The following is a 16105-nucleotide window of genomic DNA, read 5'->3' on the forward strand; positions in this document are numbered from 1 at the left end:
CGTCCTCATCGACGGTTTGACAGTTGACTGTCACATTAGCAGCATCTGGCCCAGGGACGTGATCAGTTTTTGACCGGCCGAAACAACGGCAACCACACCCGGCTTTCTTCCTCGCCCGACAACGCGGTCCAGTCTTCGAAAAAAACTTCGACGGCCATCCCGACGCTGATCTCGTCCGGGGCAACGTCGACCACGTTCGAAATCAGCCGTGTATCGGGCTCCTCGGCAAGCTCGACCATCGCCACGATGTATGGCGGATCGAAACCCGGAATCCAGCTCTGGCGGTTGACGGTATACGCCGCGACGGCTGCCCGTCCGGAGACGGGCTCCGGTGCAACGTCTGTGCTTCGGCAACGCCAGCAGGCCGGCCCCGGCGGGTGAAAGAAGTGGCCGCAACCATGGCAGCGGGTGATCAGCAACTCGCCGTTGCGCCCTCCGGCCCAGAACGCATGCGACTCGGCGGTTGGGCTGGGCGCCAATCGCAACTGGGGGCGCTCGTAGGCGCCGTCAGTTGAACCGATCTCGACTGTCATGATCCGACCAACGATCGACCAATGACCAGCCGCTGAATCTGGTTGGTGCCTTCGAAGATCTGGGTGATTTTGGCTTCGCGCATGTAGCGCTCGACACGGTAATCCCTGGTGTAGCCATAGCCGCCGAAAACCTGCACGGCGTCGGTGGTGACCTTCATTGCGGCGTCGGTGGCAATGAGCTTTGCCACCGAGGCGTTGCGCGAGTAGGGCAGTCCGGCGTCACGGCGGCGCGCCGCGTCCAGGTACGTGGCGCGCGCAGAGTCGACCGCGGCTGCCATGTCGGCCAGCAGGAACGCCAGGCCTTGATGATCGACGATCTTGCGGCCGAAAGTCGTCCGTTGTTGGGAGTAGGAAACCGCCTCGTCGAGTGCGGCCTGCGCCAGCCCGACGGCCACCGCGGCGATGCCCAGGCGCCCGGAATCCAGTGCGCTGAACGCAATCTGGAGGCCCTCGCCCTCGGCGCCGATCCGCCGTTTGGCAGACACGAACGCATTGTCGTAGTGCGCTGTGGTGGTTGGGATGGCATGCAAGCCCATCTTCTCCTCGGGTTTGCCGAACGTAAGTCCGTCGGTGTCCTTTTCGACCAGGAAGCATGAAATGCCTTGTCCACCTTCACCCGTGCGGGCGAAGAGGCTGTAGAAGTCTGCTATGCCGCCATGGGTGATCCACGCCTTGGCGCCGTTGACGCGGTAACCGCCATCGACTGCGGCGGCCTTACAGGTCAGTGCGGCGGCGTCGGAACCGGCCTGCGGCTCGGACAAGCTGTAGGCACCGATCGTGTGACCACCCAGCATGATCGGCAGCCACCGCTGTCGTTGCTCGTCGGTGCCGTACGCGATCAACGGATGGCAGGCGAGCACGTGGACGCTGACAGCCACGGCGACTGCCGCCCACCGGGCGGCCAATTCCTCGAGAACCTGCAGGTATACCTCGTAGGGCTGGCCGCCACCGCCCCATTCCTGCGGGTGCGGCAGTGTCAGCAGCCCAGTCTCACCCAGAGTCGCGAAGACTCCCTCGGGATAGGCCTCGCTCTTCTCATGCTCGTCGACGATTGGATCAAGCACCTTGTCGGCGACCTCGGCGGCCAGTCGAACGAGTTCGCGTGCTTCTGGCGTCGGCAGCAGTCGTTCGATAGTCATGAATGGCTGTCCTGCCACTCGCAGCCCGTGAGCTCAGCCGAGATATCCCACAACCGTCGCGCGCTGTCCGCGTCGCGCGCCTTATCTCTGAGTTTGGTGGGCTTCGGTGTGCCCCACTGGTGCATCAGGCCGCGCGGCGCAATGTAGGTGCCGTTGGGCAATGTCGTGGTGATCGCCTGAATGGTCGAGCGGGCCCCGTCAGCTGGGCTCTGTGCGATGCGCGGCGAGAGCACTCGGCCCGCCCACTGCAATACTCCCGAGCCGTTACGCGTGATCCCGGTGTCGGTCATGCCGGGATCGGAGGCATAGGCGGTCTTGCCGCGGGCGACCAATTCCCGCACAAACAGCAGGTTCGCCAGCTTGGATTCCCCGTATGCCGACCATGGGTTGTAACGGCGATGGTGATAGTTGAGGTCATCGAAGTGCATGCGAGCGGTGGTGTAGTTGGTGCTGGCCACCGCCACGACCCGGTCGCGGATCCGGTCGCCGAGAAGGCACGTCAACGCGAAGTGGCCAAGATGATTAGTGCCCATGTGAGCCTCGAAGCCGTCCGCGGTTCGTGTCAACGGCAAGCCCAACACACCAGCGTTGTTCACCAACACGTCGACATAGTCGACGGTGTCGGCGAACTTACGCACGCTGGTGAGGTCGGCCAGGTCTAACTCGCGCACTTGGACGTCGCCGGGCATCGACGAAGCGGCCTCATACGCCTTCGTTGGGGTGCGGCAGGCGATCACCACTTCGTGGCCGGCGGCGGCCATCGCATGGGCGGTCGCCTTCCCGACGCCACTATTCCCGCCGGTGACAATGATCCGCACGCAGCCGGCCCTCCTTTGCGACGTTTCACGTAAACAGTAAACTATTTATCGTTTTGATCAAATGGCTAGGAGAGACGCGATGGCTTTCCGCCCGACGAGTCCGGTTCACCCACTCGGATGAAGTGGCTGGAGCGAATCTGCGCTGTCCACGAGCGCAGTGAACGTGCAGCGGTCATCGGCGAAGCGGGCTGTGTCACTGGGCGTGAACTGATCGGCATGAGCGTCACAGCTGCGGACCTGCTCGTCGATCTCGACGTTCAGCCAGGTCAGCCCATCCCTGGGTTGCTCACCACCAACGCCGATGCGCTGGCATTGCTGTTCGGCGGTGCCGCCGCCAATCGACCACTCGCTCCGCTCGGACCTAGGCAGACCGCTGCGGAGTTGGCCGAAACGGTGCGCCGGAGCCGCTCGCCCGTCCTTCTCGCCGACGCGGCGTTCGTCGAGACGGCTCGGCAGGTCGCCGACGCGGTTGGGATACGGGTGGTGTCAATATCTTCCCTGCCAGTGTCGAGGCGTCCGTTGCATCCGGAACCAGCTCCCACGGCAATCTACCTGCACACCGCGGGAACAACCGGGGTTCCCAAAATGGTCCCGCTCACCGAGCGAGTGCTCGGCGCCCGCGCCGAGCACGCTACGCCGCTTGATCGGAATCGGCCCCGACGATCGCTATGCCACCGGCTCACCGTTGCATCACATCGGGGGACTGGGCAACGTCCTGGTAGCGCTCACGGCCGGGGCAGCGGTTATCCCCACCAACAGGTTCTCCTTCGACTGGTGGCGCAACCTCAAGCAACTCCAGGCCACCCACTGCCTGCTCGTGCCGACGATGATCGAGATGTTGCTCAGCGAGCGGCTGCTCGACGCAGTTCCGCTTAAGACATTGATCTATGGTGCTTCGCCGATCACCGTCGAGACGTTGCGACGGGTCCTTGACGTGCTGCCAGACGTCGCCATGGTAAGTCTCTACGGCCAAACCGAGGGCAGCCCGATCACCAGCCTGAGCCCAGACGATCATCGATTGGCCGCGGTCAAAAATCCCGAGATCCTGTACAGCGTCGGTCGGCCGGTGAGCGGGCTCCGTCTGCGAATCGACGAGCCGGACCGAGCAGGAATTGGCGAAGTGTTCGCCGCCGCGGCGCACCTTTCCGCCCAGGCCGCCGATGGATGGTTGCACACCGGTGATCTGGGTGCGATGGATGCCGACGGTTATCTCCGTCTTTGCGGTCGTCGACACGACATGGTGGTTCGCGGTGGGGAAAACATCTATCCGCTCGAAGTCGAGAATGTGCTCAGCGCTCACCCCGCGGTTGCCGCGGTCGGCGTTGTGGGCGTGCCAGACCCGCGACTCGGAGAAACCTTGGCCGCGTTCATAGTTCCGACAGACTTGGCTCATCCCCCACGGCCCCAGGAGCTAGGGTCCTTCGCCCGGGTCAAGCTCGCCGGCTTCAAGATTCCGCAGTACTGGTATTCGGTCGCCGAGCTGCCGCTCAGTAGTGCCGGCAAGGTCGTTCGCGCCACACTTCGGGCGGCACATCTTGCGCGTCAGGACGATGCATCAACGTGAGTTATCTGTACACGCTGGACCAGGAGGAGGGGGCGTCGCATTCCCGAGGATTTGGCGAAGACGCAACCGTCGGAGCTCTACCCGTTGGCATTTCGCCGAAGGCAATCCCGACCAGCCCAGCTAGTAGCTGGTCTGGCTCGACTTCTATCGTGAGATCCCTGGACCTTATCCGTTATATAGTTTAACGTCTTGATCTATGCCCATAGCCGTGCGAAACTGGTCGGCTCAACAGGTGGACCGAGGGGCACATCTCATGGGCCTGATTGTGGCGACGCTGGCCATTTGGTTCGAGCCGCCAGCCATGAAGAGTCGGAAATCGCTGGTCGCTTTGATCGTCGGCGCAGTTTCCGTCGGCGGGTTTCTGTTAACGCCACCGCCGCGGGTACATGCCGCTCCCGCACCCGAGGTCGAGTACGTCTACGACGTGGTGGTGCGGCGGCATTACGGATTTCCTGACAACGACGCGCTCAGCTACGGCCACGGAATTTGCGATAAGGTCGGCCGGGGGGAGGGCTACGGGCAAGTCATGGGTGACGTCAAGAGTGATGTCACCCCCAACGACGAGTTCGCGGCTAATTATCTGGTCTCGTACGCGGTCAACTTGCTTTGTCCTGAGCTGATATGGCAGCTGCGGAACTCGGCGGCTGGCTACCAACCGCCGGACGGCGCAGCCGCGGCCGGTACCTATTACTGAGTCCGTCTTCTCGTACTGAGTCAGAGGGTTGGCTGTCCCGGCGCTCGACGTGACGTCGGGTGGTCGACACCTTGATTGTAAGGTCCTTCATGACTATTCGATCGCCGCCGTCCTCGGGTACTAATTCCGGTGACCGATCAACACCTTCCGCATCAAGCGCGACGCACCCGCATCCGAACCAGTGACGTCGCCGCAACGATCCGCTAGGTACGGAATTCGCTTCAAAGGTGTTTCCGCCATATCCCTCCAAGGATCGGCGTAATTTCGCCGCGCGCACGCGAAACAATATCCTGTGTTAGCAGCCAGTTAAACTGCTGCGCACCATCGGCTTTCGGTTACTACAGGCCGGGACGCGATCGAGGTGACGACAATCAGAGTTGTCGGGTGAGGTCTCGGACAGAAGTAGTGCGATTTGAGCGCTTCAAAAGGTCAACGTACAGCGTCAAATTCGCTTTGCCGCACGAAGACTGGTGGCACACTCTAAAAATGCAAGAACGACGGAAGCGAGGGCCAGGACGCCCGCTCGCCGTGAATGCCGATGAGACGCGGCTGCGGATCATGGAAGCTGCTTTTACAGTCTTCAGCGAACGCGGTTACGACGGCGCAACGTTCCAGGCCATCGCTGAACGCGCTGACTTGACCAGACCGGCCATCAATCACTACTTCTCGAGCAAGCGGGTGCTTTATCGCGAGGTGCTGAGGGCCGCCAACAAATCTATCCTCGAGGCCGTTATTAGTCGGGCAGAATGCGAGAACACGTTTGTGGCACGCCTGACCGCGTTAATCGACGGGGCGGGCAGAGCGAATTCCACGAATGCCGCCGGATCGGCATTCCTAATCACAGCCATACTTGAATCGCAACGTCATCCGGAATGGAAGAGCGTTGACAACGATTCCGTACGGATCACTCGGGAATTTCTTATGCGCGGTGTCAATGACGCGATCGAGCGCCACGAGGTCGCCGCGGATATCGATGCGCCGGCCTTGGTCGAGACGCTGATGGTCGTGCTTTGTGGGGTGGGCCTATATGCGGGTTATGTCCGTAGCCACCAGGTGACGTCGACCGTCATCGACATGGTCCAGCAACTTCTGGAAGGCGGGCTCTGGCGAACCAGCTGAGAAGATTACTGTCGTGCAGCCACCCACGCTTCCGCGCCAAGCAATGCGTGATGGACCAGTGCCACAGATCGCCGCGCTGACTTCGCTTAAGCCAACGGGGCATGTCCGTTGCTTGCGGTGGTCCTTCGATCGCACACATACATAGAAGGCAGCAAACACCGGCAGTGCCGGCGTAGTTGCGCCAAGACCGCCATGCGTGATTATTGCGCATGGCTCCGTCAACGAGCATGTGCTCAGCGGGCGGGTGACTTCAATCGGGCGTTCTGATTCAAGCGCCTGAACCGCGCGAATGGTGTGTTCGTATCCGTGCTGCAGCATCGAACCGGAGTATGTGGGTCTGCTGCCGCAGGGGGGCTGCAGGGACCACTCGGGGACCACACGTGGTGCGCGATGTTGAACGACCTGCGCATGCGTGAACGTCGCGTGCGGCGCATCGACGGCGAAAACCGAATGTGACCTGGGCAAACGCACTGCCGTAACTTCCTGGGGGTCAAGTGGTCGCAGGTTCAAATCCTGTCAGCCCGACCAGGCCTACGAATGGCGGCGGCGAACGCCTCGCCCGCGGCCGCCGCTCGCCGTGATGAGAGCATGGGCCCGATGACAACCCACACCTGCATGGGCTGCGGCCTCAAAACCCGCTACTCCTACGGGCGCAACTGCGTGGCCTGCGGCCGACAGACCCGCCGCTCGTACTACGGCGAGTGGGCGGATCGGTATCAGCAGGCCGCGATCGCTTTTGCGGCGCCCGCGAGGATCGTCAGCATGGGCGAGAAGCATCCGACGGCCGCGTTGACGTTGGGGGTGCCCGGCTCGCTCATCGCCATGGCCGCTGTCGCCGCGTACCCGATGGTGTTCGTGCCGTTGCTGTTCCTGCTCGCCGTGGCTTTGGTGGCGTCCATCCGCTACGAGGAAGCCCGCAACCCCTCCAAGTAGGTTCTGCCCCGTCAGTGCTCACGGTCCGGCTCGGTGAGTTCCGGCGCGTTCTCGCGAGTGGCCATGCCGCCTTCGTGGCCGTGATCCGCGGGGCCGGGACGGCCGCCCTTCGGCTCGTCGTCATCCTTTTCCGAGTGCTTGCCCATCGCAATCTCCTTCGTCGACCGAAGGACTACCCGCAACGGCGCATTTGAAGACCTACCGTGCCTTCCGGAGGTCGGCGAGCGATTGCTTGAGCCCGCCGTCCATCCGGATCTGCACGGCGGCCACCGCCACCATGATCGCGGCGGTCACCAGGTGGACCACCGCGTCGGTGACGTTGTTGGGAAACGTGAACACGAACGCGACCCGATGCGAGAAGAACGCCCAAATGCCCGGCAGCGCACCGGCGATCGCGGCGAGCAGCAGATACAACACCGACCACGACTTGCGCATCGCGAAGACCAGGCCTGGAGCGAACAACGCAAGGCCGGCGACGGCATGCCACCCGTTGTAGTCCATTCCGAACAGCTGGACGGTCGGCGCGGTGGGCCCGATCGCGAAACTGGGATTCATGATGAAGCCGACCACCGCCTGAATGACGTGGAAAACACAAATGATCAGCAGCCCGACCTGGGCGAAACTCCACCTCACATGGCACCCCCTTGTGCGCGGCAAGATGCCCGAATACTACGCGTTGTAGTAGCACCCTGGCAATGGGGCCGCACCAAGCGGCTGAAGGTCAGTTCCGCCCGGGAATCTTCATCACGGTCCGCACGATGGGCAACAGCGACTTCTGCCACAGGGTCGACGGAATGCCAAGCGGCGGATCAAGATTGAACACGCGTGCGGTCGCGATCGTCTGCGATTCGGTGTACTTCAACAGGCCCTCGGGACCGTGGCGGCGCCCGACGCCGGACTGGCCCATCCCGCCCATCGGTGCGCCGAGGCTGCCCCACGCGAACGCATAACCCTCGTTGACGTTCACCGTCCCCGACCGCAGCCGCGCGGCGATCTGCTGGCCCTCGGCGGAGGAACCCGCGAACACGCTGGCGTTGAGCCCGTACTCGGTGGCGTTGGCCTTGTCGACCGCCTCGTCGACGTCGGCCACCGGATAGATCGAGACGACCGGGCCGAACGTCTCGTTGGCCGCGCACTCCATCTCCGGCGTCACGTCGGTCAGCACCGTGGGCTCGTAGAACAGCGGCCCGAGGTCGGGGCGAGCCTTGCCGCCGGCGATCACCTTGGCGCCCTTGGCTTTCGCGTCGTCCACATGGTCGGTTACGGTGTCCAGCTGGCCGGCGGAGATCAGGCTTCCCATGTCAATCGAGAAGTCATACGCGGAGCCCAGCTTCATGTTGCGCACCGCGGCCCCGAACTTGCCGATGAAATCGTCGGCGATGTCTTTCTCGACGTAGATCCGCTCGATGGAGATGCACAGCTGGCCCGCGTTGGAGAAGCATGCGCGGGTGGCCGCCTTGGCCGCCTTGTCGAGGTTGGCGCCGCGCGTGACGATCATCGCGTTCTTGCCGCCGAGCTCGGCGGAGAAACCGATCAGCCGCCGGCCGGCGTGCTCCGCGAGCTGCCTGCCGGTGGCGGTCGAGCCGGTGAACATCAGGTAGTCGCAGTTGTCGATGATCGCGGTGCCGACCACCGAGCCCGGCCCGGGCACCACCGCGTAGAGCGCTCGCGGCAGGCCGGCGCGATACAAAAGCTCGGCGCACGCGAGCGCGCAATACGGGGTCTGGCTGTCCGGCTTGAGCACCACCGCGTTACCGGCCAGCAGCGCGGGCACCGAGTCCGACGCCGTCAGGGTCATCGGATAGTTCCACGGCGAAATCACCCCGACCACGCCCTTGGGCTGGTAACCCACCGTGGTCTTGCCGATGCCCGGGAGCAGCGACTGCACCGTGCGCGGCTTCAGCAGGTCCGCGGAGACCCGCGCATAGTAATTCGCGTTGGCGACCAGGTCGACGATCTCCTCCTGTGCGGCCCATCGGGCCTTGCCCGCCTCGGCCTGCAGGAGATCCATCAGGAACTCGCGGTTCTCGACGACCAGGTCGCGATACCGGCTGATGACATCGACGCGCTCGCTGACCGGACGGTTCGCCCAGTCGGCCTGCGCCGCGCGCGCCTCGGCGAAGGCGGCTTCGACGTCTTCGGCCGTGCCGACGGGGATGGTGGTCAGCGGCTTGCCGGTGAAGACCTCGTCGATCGTCTTGGTCTGGCGTGCGGTGGCGTTCTTGATCGCGGCCAACTGGCGCAGGCGGTCGAAGACCTCGGCTGACGGTGCGGGCATGTCGTCACCTCTCAAAAAGCGCAGGCGTCCAAAACACCAGACTATTGGCTCTGCGATGCCGGGGGTCTCCGGTGCCCGTGGGCTTGTTTTGAGCGGCTATCACCGAGTGGAAGACGCTGATGAGTCCGAAGGCTTTGAGAACTCATGTAGCCTCGGGTATCGACCAACCCACGAGCCGATCAGGCAGGTGCTCTCACACAGATGATACGGCCGTCCACCGGACCGGTAGGTCCCGGACGCGTCGCCGTGCCGCCCCAACCCGCGGGCCGCTTTTCTAGATCGAGAAGTTCGCCGCTTATCTGACCTCGCGTCGATCCTCGCCACTCGCGCGTAACCACCCACAAGATCGGACGTGACCCCTTTTGCCGCGGTTCGTAAACCCGCCCTGTCCGCATGCCTCCGCTCAGCCCGAATCTCACTGATTCCATGGCGATTACCGAAGTACCTGAATACGCCCACCTCAGCGATGACGACGTCGAGAACCTCGCGGCCGCACTGGACACGATCCGTTGCGACGTCGAAGGTTCGCGCGGCACCAAGGACCGTGACTACATCCGTCGGGCCATCGCCTTTCAGCGATGCCTGGAGGTCGCGGCCAGACTGACCCTCATCGGCAGCAGATCGAAAGCCGGATGGGCTCTCGGAACCGCAGCGCTGGCTGCGGCCAAGTGCATCGAGAACATGGAACTCAGCCACAACATCAGCCACGGTCAGTGGGATTGGATGAACGATCCGGAAATCCATTCCAGTACCTGGGAATGGGACATGGTCGGTCCCTCGAAGCACTGGCAGTCCTCTCACAACCACCTGCACCACGTGTACACCAACGTCGTGGGCATGGACGACGACCTCGGATTCGGAGTCCTGCGGGTCACGCGCGATCAGGAGTGGGAGCCGAGCGCCCTGGCGCAGCCGTTGCGCGCGGTGTTGCTGGCGCTGGCATTCGAATGGGGCGTCGCGCTGCATGGCCTGTACGCGGTGCGGGATCGCGAGACAACAGAGGCCGGTAGATCTGCCCACAAACGGGTGATGATCCGCAAGATGGCTCGCCAGGCCGCAAAGGATTACGTCTTCTTTCCTGCGCTGGGCCGACGTCGATGGCGCCGCACGCTCGGCGCGAACGTGGTGGCCAACGGGTTACGCAACGTGTGGGCGTACGCGGTCATCGTCTGCGGTCACTTCGCGGACGGAGCGGAAAAGTTCACCCCGTCGGTCTTGGAGAACGAGACGAAACCCGAATGGTATCTCCGGCAGATGCTCGGGACCGCCAACTTCCGAGCCGGTCCGGCGTTGGCGTTCATGAGCGGAAACCTCTGCTATCAAATCGAACACCACCTGTTTCCCGATCTACCGAGCAATCGTTACCCCGAGATCGCTCAACGGGTTCGCGCGCTGTGCGGCAGATACGACTTGCCCTACACCACCGGTCCGCTGCTCCGGCAGTACCTGCTCACCGTCCGCACGATCTGCAAATTGGCGCTGCCCGACCGATTTTTGTCCGCGACCGCCGACGACGCGCCAGAGACAGCGTCCGAGATTAGATTTCGGGACGCCGCGGGCCGGCCGCACGTAGCAATCGCGGACACTGACGTGAGGCGACGCGGGTTGGCGACGGCGATGCTCACCCGCAGTAGACGAGGCCAGCCGGGGGGCCGCACCGCCTAGCGCGCAGTGCGGACGCAATAAGGGGGCTTTTGGATTGGCGCCCCGCGTATCTCGACGGGCGCACGAGTCCAGCGGCCGAGACAACGGCATCACCGGCCCTTGGGCCGTGTGGAATGCGTTCAGTCCCAGGGGTTTTCGTGCTCCACCGCTAGAGGGCGGTCACTCCCACCGCTTGGGGGCCTTTGGGCCCCTGGGTGATTTCGAACTGGACGCGCTGATTCTCCTCGAGGCTGCGGAAGCCGCTTTCCTGGATCTCAGAATGGTGGACGAATACATCCTTTTCGCCGCCGTCGGGGGCGATGAATCCGAAGCCCTTGTCGCTGTTGAACCATTTCACGGTTCCCTGTGTCATACGAATTTCGCTTTCTTTCGGAGCGGATGAAATTAGCTACATCCGGGTCAACCGTAACACAATCCAGCGAAAAAGTAGCGGGGATTAATTGCCGTACGCACGCTGGGGACCTGCGGAATCCGATCACGGATAAACGGGCGCTATCGAGGAAGATCGTCGCCTCAGCGCTTCTTGGTGACCAGCAGGGCTTCCGCCTGCGAGATCTCGGCGGCCTTGCCCCGCTTCGCCGCTCGTTTTTCTTTCAGGGATTTACCCGATTTCTTACCCATGGTTTGCCGGGGGGATTTATCAGACATCGCGGCCTTTTTGATTTGGGGACCTGACAGGTCCCGATTTAGCGAGCATACACCCCTCCTGACCACCCCGGCCCGCTATCAAAGCGGCCACCAACAATCCGACCTAATATTCCAAATCAAAATAATTCGGACCGCCTGCAACGGGTATGACCGGCGAAAATGCACCGCGAAGTCAGGTTAAACGGCTCAGTCGAATCCGGCGCTGATGGGTGATGTGGCCGACATGGTCTACTCGCGGGCGTCCACTTTTTGCCCGCTGATCATGAGGCTCGCGACCGTCAAGGCGTTGTTCGGGCCGGCCGCGGTCATCATGACGGTGTGCGCATCGTGTTCGTCGGTGTGCGGTGAAACCACCAGGAGGGTGATTCTCTGGCGATTGAGCCCGAGCACCTCGACGGTGTGAACCGGCTGGCGGCGGTACCCGTCGAGCCGTACCGTCTGCGGGCCGAACGCCAATTTTGCTGGCGCCGTTGCCCATTCGGTGAGGTTGTAGATGACACGACCCACGGGACCAAGCCGAACCGATAGCACTGCCAGCAGATCTGGCAGCTCCGCCGTCAGGTCGTCACTGTGCGGCCACCACGCTCCATCGACATACCCGCTGCGGGGCGACTTCGGTTTCAGGCGCAGGCGCGGTGTGTGTAGCGGCGGGGCATGCCGGCCCCCGGCAGTGGTGTGGTCGTCATGCGGCGCCATATTGACGCTCCCGTCTTGGCCGCGAAGTGGGCCAAATCATTCGAATCGACGATGACATGGCTTTGATTCGTCACGTTCGAGGTATCGCCGATGGTCTTACCCTACTCCGGTCGTGTCCGAACGCGAGCGCGAATCATGATTGCCACCGGCTTGCGACGCGGCTCTTGGCGTCGCCGTGGCGCAAACACGCCGTGGCGCAGCGGATTTCATCGAAAATGCGATGACACGGTGTTCGGGTTTGCGGCTGACCTCAACGGATCGAAACCAGTTGGTCGATCGAGTCCCGGGGCAATTCGCCGTTCACCAGGGCGCTGACCACCAGCCGATCCAGCGTGATCGCGCCCTTGTGATTATCGAGGAAGGCCGTGTCGGCAGCGTCGCGACCGGTGGCGATGCGCACCAGCGTCTGTCGCGGCGCCAGCAGCGTCGCGTCGACCACCCGCCATTGCCCCTCGACGAAAGCCTCGGCGACCGCGTGGAAGTCCATCGGATTCACCCCGGGCGCGTAGACGGATACCAAGCGGGCCGGCACGCTGACCGCTCGCAGAAGTGCCACGACCAGATGCGCGTAGTCACGGCACACACCTTCGCCGGCGAGCAGGGTGTCCACCGCCCCGTCAATCGGATCGCTCGAGCCGGGTACGTAATTGAGTCTGGTGCCCACCCAGGAACTGACGTGCTCCAGCAGCGCCGTCGGATCGCGGTCATTGCCGAATTCTGTGGCGGCGAAACCATAGAACTTGTCGGCCTCGGCGTAACGGCTCGGCCGCAGGTACATCGACTGGTCGTATTCGGTCACCGGAGCCGGATCAGTGTGCCCCACGATCGTCGCTGCGTAGTCCACGCGCAGCGTGCCGACCTCCGCGTCGAACTTGTGGATGCGGTTGCCGTGCAGTCCGCTGACCTCCAAGGGCCGGATTTGCTCTCCGTTCAAGACGAAGCGCAGCGACTCGAAGACCTCAGCACGCGGGTGCGGCGCAACGGCAATCTGGAACTCCAGCGTCGTGGCCGCAGTGATTTCGACTTCAATCTCGGCGCCCACTTCTCGTCTCATAGCGAGATAGTGCGCCGGAGGGGCCCGGATCGCCAGCCGCGCGCCGGCGATCGTCGGTGGTTGAGCATTTTTACAAACGGGTAGTGGCATAAACAATGCGCAACCAGGGGCAGTTCGACGCGATCGCCCGAGAGATGGTCCAAGGGGTCTCGGGCGTCTGTTGCGTGCTGCTCGACCGCGACCTGCGGATCCGGGCGGCAAGCCGGGCCTACGAGCGCGTCGCGCTCCGGGAACACGGCGAGTTGTCCGGGCAATACCTGTTCGACGCATTCCCCGACAATCCCAAGGACCCGCAGGCGACGGGGACGTCGAACCTCGCGTCGTCCCTCGAGATCGCGATGCGCGCCGGCCACACCCATAAGATGCGGCTGCAGCGCTACGACATCCCCGATCCCGCCGCCCCCGACGAATTCCTGCCCAAGGTGTGGAGGCCGACCAACTCCCCGCTGCTCGACCATGGCGAGCTGGTGGGGGTGGTGCATTGCGTGAAGGAAGTCTCCGAGAGCAGCCAGCTCCTTGCCGAGGTGGCCCGCGAGGTCGAGCGCGGTGACTCCTGGGATCCGGCCGAGCTGCTGCACACGCTCGAGGCCGTTAGCGCCGTGGAAGCCAGTCTTTACGCTCAGCGCCAGGAGTCGCTGGCCCTCGAGAACAAGCAACTGATGCGCGCCATCGAGACCCGAGACGTGATCGGGCAGGCCAAGGGCGTGCTGATGGAACGATTCAATATCGACGCCGGTGGGGCGTTCGGCCTGTTGACCCGCCTCTCGCAGCAGACGAACACCCGGGTCGAGCAGATCGCCCGCACGCTGGTCGAGACGAAGCGCCCTCCGCGCTCGGCCTGAGCCGCCGGCACGGGGCGGACCGCGATCGGGGCTCAGACGATGTGCAGACCCTGGGCCAGCTGCGACACCCCAACCACCGTGAACAGGATGACCAAAATCTGCCGGTGGTAGGTCCGCACCCAGTCGTGCAGCACCCGGAGCAGGGATTGCGTCTTGGCCGGCGTGACCACATACCCGACGAGGATCACCTCGACGACGGCGTACATCAGGACGGTGAACGCGACGGCGGCTCCGAACTGTGCGGTGAGCGACGCACCCGAGGCCATGATGATCGCGACGATGAAGAGGACGCCGTCGACCGGCACCGAGATCAGCCCGATCACCCACGCGACCCACGACGACCCGCCCTCCCATGCGTCGTGGATGCGGCCGAGCAGGCGCCGGACGGGGGAGCCGTCGTCGCTCGAGACATCTTGGACCCGGGTCAGCAGCCGCGGCATGGCGATGGGCGCCGCGGAGGCTGACGACGGTGCCGGCGATCGGGCGTCGGGCGAGGGTTGCGCCACCCGCTGGCGCGTCACGAAGCGCACCGTCATCGCCGCCGCGATCGACAGCCCGATCACGCCGAGGCCGATTTGAACCTTTCCGAGGGTCGCGCCCGTAGAAGGGGAAGACGAACCGTGCGCGATGTGCCCGAACATGGGGGTGAAGTTCAGCAGCATCAGGGGGAGCAAGAGCTCGGGTACGCATACCGTCAGCCCGCCGATCCAGTAGGCGAGCAGACTCGGTCCCGGCCGTGGCCGCGAGATCATCAGCAGGGCGAGCCCGAGACGAACCGGGTTGAGCGCAGCCAGAATTCCCAAGCCCAGCACTGACCCCCACATGGCCGCAGCTCTACCCGCACCTGTCGGCGCTTAAACGCCGACGGGTCGCGACCGGATGGCGCCGCGGCGGAGCGCGGCCCGCCCGAAGCTATGAGCCCGCTGTGCGTCGAATCTTGATCTTGGTCAACGGATTCGGGCGAAGCCGACGAGCGGTGTGCAAGCGCGCCCGTGAGATCAATCACAAGGCCCCGGGGTTGCCGGTTGTCCGGTCCCGCCGGCCAAAACGGCCGGTTGAATCGTGCGCCAGACGTAGCCAGCCGTAGGCGCGCAGCTTCACGCCCGAAAGCAAACGCACACTTGGTCGAACGCCGCCGTGGCAATCCGATTCGCCACAGCTACGGCGAAGCTCGATGTGTCGACCTTGCTGGCGGGGCGCTAATCGCGGTTTAGCAAGCGTCCGTACGTTTTTGCACTGTGCGGCAAACGGACTGTGTCGCCGGGTATCAATTGGCTACTGAGAATCGTCGCGCCGCGAATAGGCTGTTAAGGCCATGATTCGGCCCGCAGCTGCGGCGGGTTTATCGGTTACGCCGCGGCCACGGCGCCGCGCGCCGAGCCGCCGGACGGGGCCAGAGGCAAATATTTTTCGTTCACGTAAGCGACGCCAGGAATGCCGGGCCGGCAAATTCATTATTTCCCTAGGTCGCTTGTGAAAAAGGACGGTATGGCACCCGTGTCGTGGCGATGTCAACGGTGCCGAGCGTCAAAGTTGTTTGCTGGGCAGCGAGACACGAGTGCAACAACGGCCGCTGTTAATGTCTTACGTGAGAACGTAATTCAAATGTTTCGAAACGAGCGGCCGGGGTACACCGCGGAGCGTGAATGGCAACATTGACGTTCGTGTGGCCTACCCGGGTAGGGGGTCTGCCATGGCCGTCATGGCTCAGTTGCCACCGCGTCCAAACTCACGGGCGCCGTTTTCGACCGCATCTGATCGAGCCTGACGGCTCAATCCTTAAGTGCCGCACGGTACTTCGTGTGGTGCGCAGCGCTTGGAGTTTCGTTTCGGTGTTAGGGGGTCCATCAATGCAGCTCAATCCGTTCGACGACGACGGCGGCAGTTTTTTCGTCCTGGTCAATAACGAAGAACAACACAGTCTTTGGCCAACTTTTACTACCGTTCCCGCCGGTTGGAGAGTAGTTTTTGGGCAAGCCGACCGCGCCGCATGCCTGCACTACATCGAAGAACACTGGCCCGATATCCGGGCGAAAAGCCTCCGCGACACGCCGACCCGCGCCGGTTTGTGATGTTTACACCGATGTCATATGAAGGACTTCGGTAGAGCTTGGGGGGTTCA

At 63.4% G+C, this 16105-nt stretch carries 18 protein-coding genes and 1 pseudogene; 8 read left to right on the forward strand and 11 right to left on the reverse strand.

What is annotated here, in order from left to right:
- Window positions 1-62 precede the first annotated feature (62 nt).
- From QGN31_RS12500 to QGN31_RS12510, 3 genes are all read right to left on the reverse strand, one after another.
- Window positions 63-419, reverse strand: a complete 357-nt coding sequence (locus QGN31_RS12500) for a Zn-ribbon domain-containing OB-fold protein (protein WP_407937421.1) — start codon at window positions 417-419, stop codon at window positions 63-65.
- Between the two features lie 110 nt (window positions 420-529).
- Window positions 530-1672 carry an acyl-CoA dehydrogenase family protein gene (locus QGN31_RS12505; RefSeq protein WP_014384885.1) on the reverse strand — a complete coding sequence of 381 codons (1143 nt, stop codon included), beginning with the start codon at window positions 1670-1672 and terminating at the stop codon, window positions 530-532.
- Complete coding sequence (locus tag QGN31_RS12510) at window positions 1669-2490, reverse strand: SDR family NAD(P)-dependent oxidoreductase (RefSeq protein WP_014384884.1); 822 nt, start codon at window positions 2488-2490, stop codon at window positions 1669-1671. Before QGN31_RS12510 ends, QGN31_RS12505 begins: the two co-directional genes overlap by 4 nt.
- 117 nt (window positions 2491-2607) lie before the next feature.
- Here QGN31_RS12510 and QGN31_RS12515 point away from each other — a divergent pair.
- The 5 genes and pseudogenes from QGN31_RS12515 to QGN31_RS12535 form a co-directional block, all read left to right on the forward strand.
- Window positions 2608-3060 (forward strand): annotated as a pseudogene (locus tag QGN31_RS12515) (AMP-binding protein); the annotation flags it as partial.
- Between the two features lie 70 nt (window positions 3061-3130).
- Window positions 3131-4054: a class I adenylate-forming enzyme family protein gene (locus tag QGN31_RS12520; protein ID WP_014384883.1), complete on the forward strand. Its 924-nt coding sequence runs from the start codon at window positions 3131-3133 to the stop codon at window positions 4052-4054.
- A gap of 253 nt (window positions 4055-4307) precedes the next feature.
- On the forward strand, window positions 4308-4748 hold the full coding sequence (locus tag QGN31_RS12525; RefSeq protein WP_014384882.1) for a DUF732 domain-containing protein: 441 nt from the start codon (window positions 4308-4310) through the stop codon (window positions 4746-4748).
- A gap of 486 nt (window positions 4749-5234) precedes the next feature.
- On the forward strand, window positions 5235-5867 hold the full coding sequence (locus tag QGN31_RS12530; protein WP_041784992.1) for a TetR/AcrR family transcriptional regulator: 633 nt from the start codon (window positions 5235-5237) through the stop codon (window positions 5865-5867).
- Between the two features lie 537 nt (window positions 5868-6404).
- Entirely contained in the window at window positions 6405-6800 is a 396-nt protein-coding gene (locus QGN31_RS12535) for a hypothetical protein (RefSeq protein WP_014380287.1), read from the forward strand.
- Window positions 6801-6811: 11 nt separating this feature from the next.
- On the opposite strand, the gene QGN31_RS12540 is transcribed toward QGN31_RS12535, so the two are convergent.
- The 3 genes from QGN31_RS12540 to QGN31_RS12550 all read right to left on the reverse strand — a co-directional run bounded on the left by QGN31_RS12540 (window position 6812) and on the right by QGN31_RS12550 (window position 9078).
- Window positions 6812-6946: a hypothetical protein gene (locus tag QGN31_RS12540; protein ID WP_268968543.1), complete on the reverse strand. Its 135-nt coding sequence runs from the start codon at window positions 6944-6946 to the stop codon at window positions 6812-6814.
- 52 nt (window positions 6947-6998) lie between these two features.
- Window positions 6999-7433 (reverse strand): DUF4383 domain-containing protein, encoded by a 435-nt coding sequence (locus tag QGN31_RS12545; protein WP_008257329.1) that lies wholly within the window; start codon window positions 7431-7433, stop codon window positions 6999-7001.
- Between the two features lie 88 nt (window positions 7434-7521).
- Window positions 7522-9078, reverse strand: coding sequence for a succinic semialdehyde dehydrogenase (locus tag QGN31_RS12550; RefSeq protein ID WP_201409274.1), 1557 nt, complete (start codon window positions 9076-9078; stop codon window positions 7522-7524).
- A 426-nt stretch (window positions 9079-9504) separates the two neighbouring features.
- Here QGN31_RS12550 and QGN31_RS12555 point away from each other — a divergent pair, with 426 nt between their 5' ends.
- Complete coding sequence (locus QGN31_RS12555) at window positions 9505-10743, forward strand: fatty acid desaturase family protein (protein ID WP_201409275.1); 1239 nt, start codon at window positions 9505-9507, stop codon at window positions 10741-10743.
- 148 nt (window positions 10744-10891) lie between these two features.
- Here the strand turns inward: QGN31_RS12555 and QGN31_RS12560 are convergent, their stop codons facing one another.
- From QGN31_RS12560 to QGN31_RS12575, 4 genes are all read right to left on the reverse strand, one after another.
- On the reverse strand, window positions 10892-11095 hold the full coding sequence (locus QGN31_RS12560; protein ID WP_009954002.1) for a cold-shock protein: 204 nt from the start codon (window positions 11093-11095) through the stop codon (window positions 10892-10894).
- Between the two features lie 161 nt (window positions 11096-11256).
- On the reverse strand, window positions 11257-11391 hold the full coding sequence (locus QGN31_RS12565) for a hypothetical protein (protein WP_014380282.1): 135 nt from the start codon (window positions 11389-11391) through the stop codon (window positions 11257-11259).
- Window positions 11392-11619: 228 nt separating this feature from the next.
- The gene (locus QGN31_RS12570) at window positions 11620-12087 is read right to left on the reverse strand and encodes a DUF5994 family protein (RefSeq protein WP_225346552.1); all 468 of its coding nucleotides are present in this window, start codon (window positions 12085-12087) and stop codon (window positions 11620-11622) included.
- Window positions 12088-12337: 250 nt separating this feature from the next.
- The gene (locus QGN31_RS12575; protein ID WP_009953999.1) at window positions 12338-13129 is read right to left on the reverse strand and encodes a transglutaminase-like domain-containing protein; all 792 of its coding nucleotides are present in this window, start codon (window positions 13127-13129) and stop codon (window positions 12338-12340) included.
- Window positions 13130-13236: 107 nt separating this feature from the next.
- Here QGN31_RS12575 and QGN31_RS12580 point away from each other — a divergent pair, with 107 nt between their 5' ends.
- On the forward strand, window positions 13237-13983 hold the full coding sequence (locus QGN31_RS12580) for an ANTAR domain-containing protein (protein WP_014380280.1): 747 nt from the start codon (window positions 13237-13239) through the stop codon (window positions 13981-13983).
- A gap of 32 nt (window positions 13984-14015) precedes the next feature.
- On the opposite strand, the gene QGN31_RS12585 is transcribed toward QGN31_RS12580, so the two are convergent.
- Window positions 14016-14807 (reverse strand): GAP family protein, encoded by a 792-nt coding sequence (locus tag QGN31_RS12585; protein ID WP_029384534.1) that lies wholly within the window; start codon window positions 14805-14807, stop codon window positions 14016-14018.
- 1026 nt (window positions 14808-15833) lie between these two features.
- On the opposite strand from QGN31_RS12585, the gene QGN31_RS12590 reads away from it, so the two are divergent.
- Window positions 15834-16055, forward strand: a complete 222-nt coding sequence (locus QGN31_RS12590; protein ID WP_008257310.1) for an MbtH family protein — start codon at window positions 15834-15836, stop codon at window positions 16053-16055.
- The last annotated feature ends 50 nt before the right edge of the window (window positions 16056-16105 follow it).

The organism is Mycobacterium sp. 2-64, assembly GCF_035918375.1.
Classification (GTDB): domain Bacteria; phylum Actinomycetota; class Actinomycetes; order Mycobacteriales; family Mycobacteriaceae; genus Mycobacterium; species Mycobacterium intracellulare.

Bases quoted from the DNA above. Each gene is read 5' to 3' on its own strand.
- QGN31_RS12570 (WP_225346552.1), bottom strand. From the start codon at position 12,087: ATGGCGCCGCATGACGACCACACCACTGCCGGGGGCCGGCATGCCCCG.
- QGN31_RS12560 (WP_009954002.1), bottom strand. From the start codon at position 11,095: ATGACACAGGGAACCGTGAAATGGTTCAACAGCGACAAGGGCTTCGGA.
- QGN31_RS12580 (WP_014380280.1), top strand. From the start codon at position 13,237: ATGCGCAACCAGGGGCAGTTCGACGCGATCGCCCGAGAGATGGTCCAA.
- QGN31_RS12540 (WP_268968543.1), bottom strand. From the start codon at position 6,946: ATGGGCAAGCACTCGGAAAAGGATGACGACGAGCCGAAGGGCGGCCGT.
- QGN31_RS12585 (WP_029384534.1), bottom strand. From the start codon at position 14,807: ATGTGGGGGTCAGTGCTGGGCTTGGGAATTCTGGCTGCGCTCAACCCG.
- QGN31_RS12565 (WP_014380282.1), bottom strand. From the start codon at position 11,391: ATGTCTGATAAATCCCCCCGGCAAACCATGGGTAAGAAATCGGGTAAA.
- QGN31_RS12555 (WP_201409275.1), top strand. From the start codon at position 9,505: ATGGCGATTACCGAAGTACCTGAATACGCCCACCTCAGCGATGACGAC.
- QGN31_RS12525 (WP_014384882.1), top strand. From the start codon at position 4,308: ATGGGCCTGATTGTGGCGACGCTGGCCATTTGGTTCGAGCCGCCAGCC.
- QGN31_RS12535 (WP_014380287.1), top strand. From the start codon at position 6,405: ATGGCGGCGGCGAACGCCTCGCCCGCGGCCGCCGCTCGCCGTGATGAG.
- QGN31_RS12505 (WP_014384885.1), bottom strand. From the start codon at position 1,672: ATGACTATCGAACGACTGCTGCCGACGCCAGAAGCACGCGAACTCGTT.
- QGN31_RS12590 (WP_008257310.1), top strand. From the start codon at position 15,834: ATGCAGCTCAATCCGTTCGACGACGACGGCGGCAGTTTTTTCGTCCTG.
- QGN31_RS12550 (WP_201409274.1), bottom strand. From the start codon at position 9,078: ATGCCCGCACCGTCAGCCGAGGTCTTCGACCGCCTGCGCCAGTTGGCC.
- QGN31_RS12530 (WP_041784992.1), top strand. From the start codon at position 5,235: ATGCAAGAACGACGGAAGCGAGGGCCAGGACGCCCGCTCGCCGTGAAT.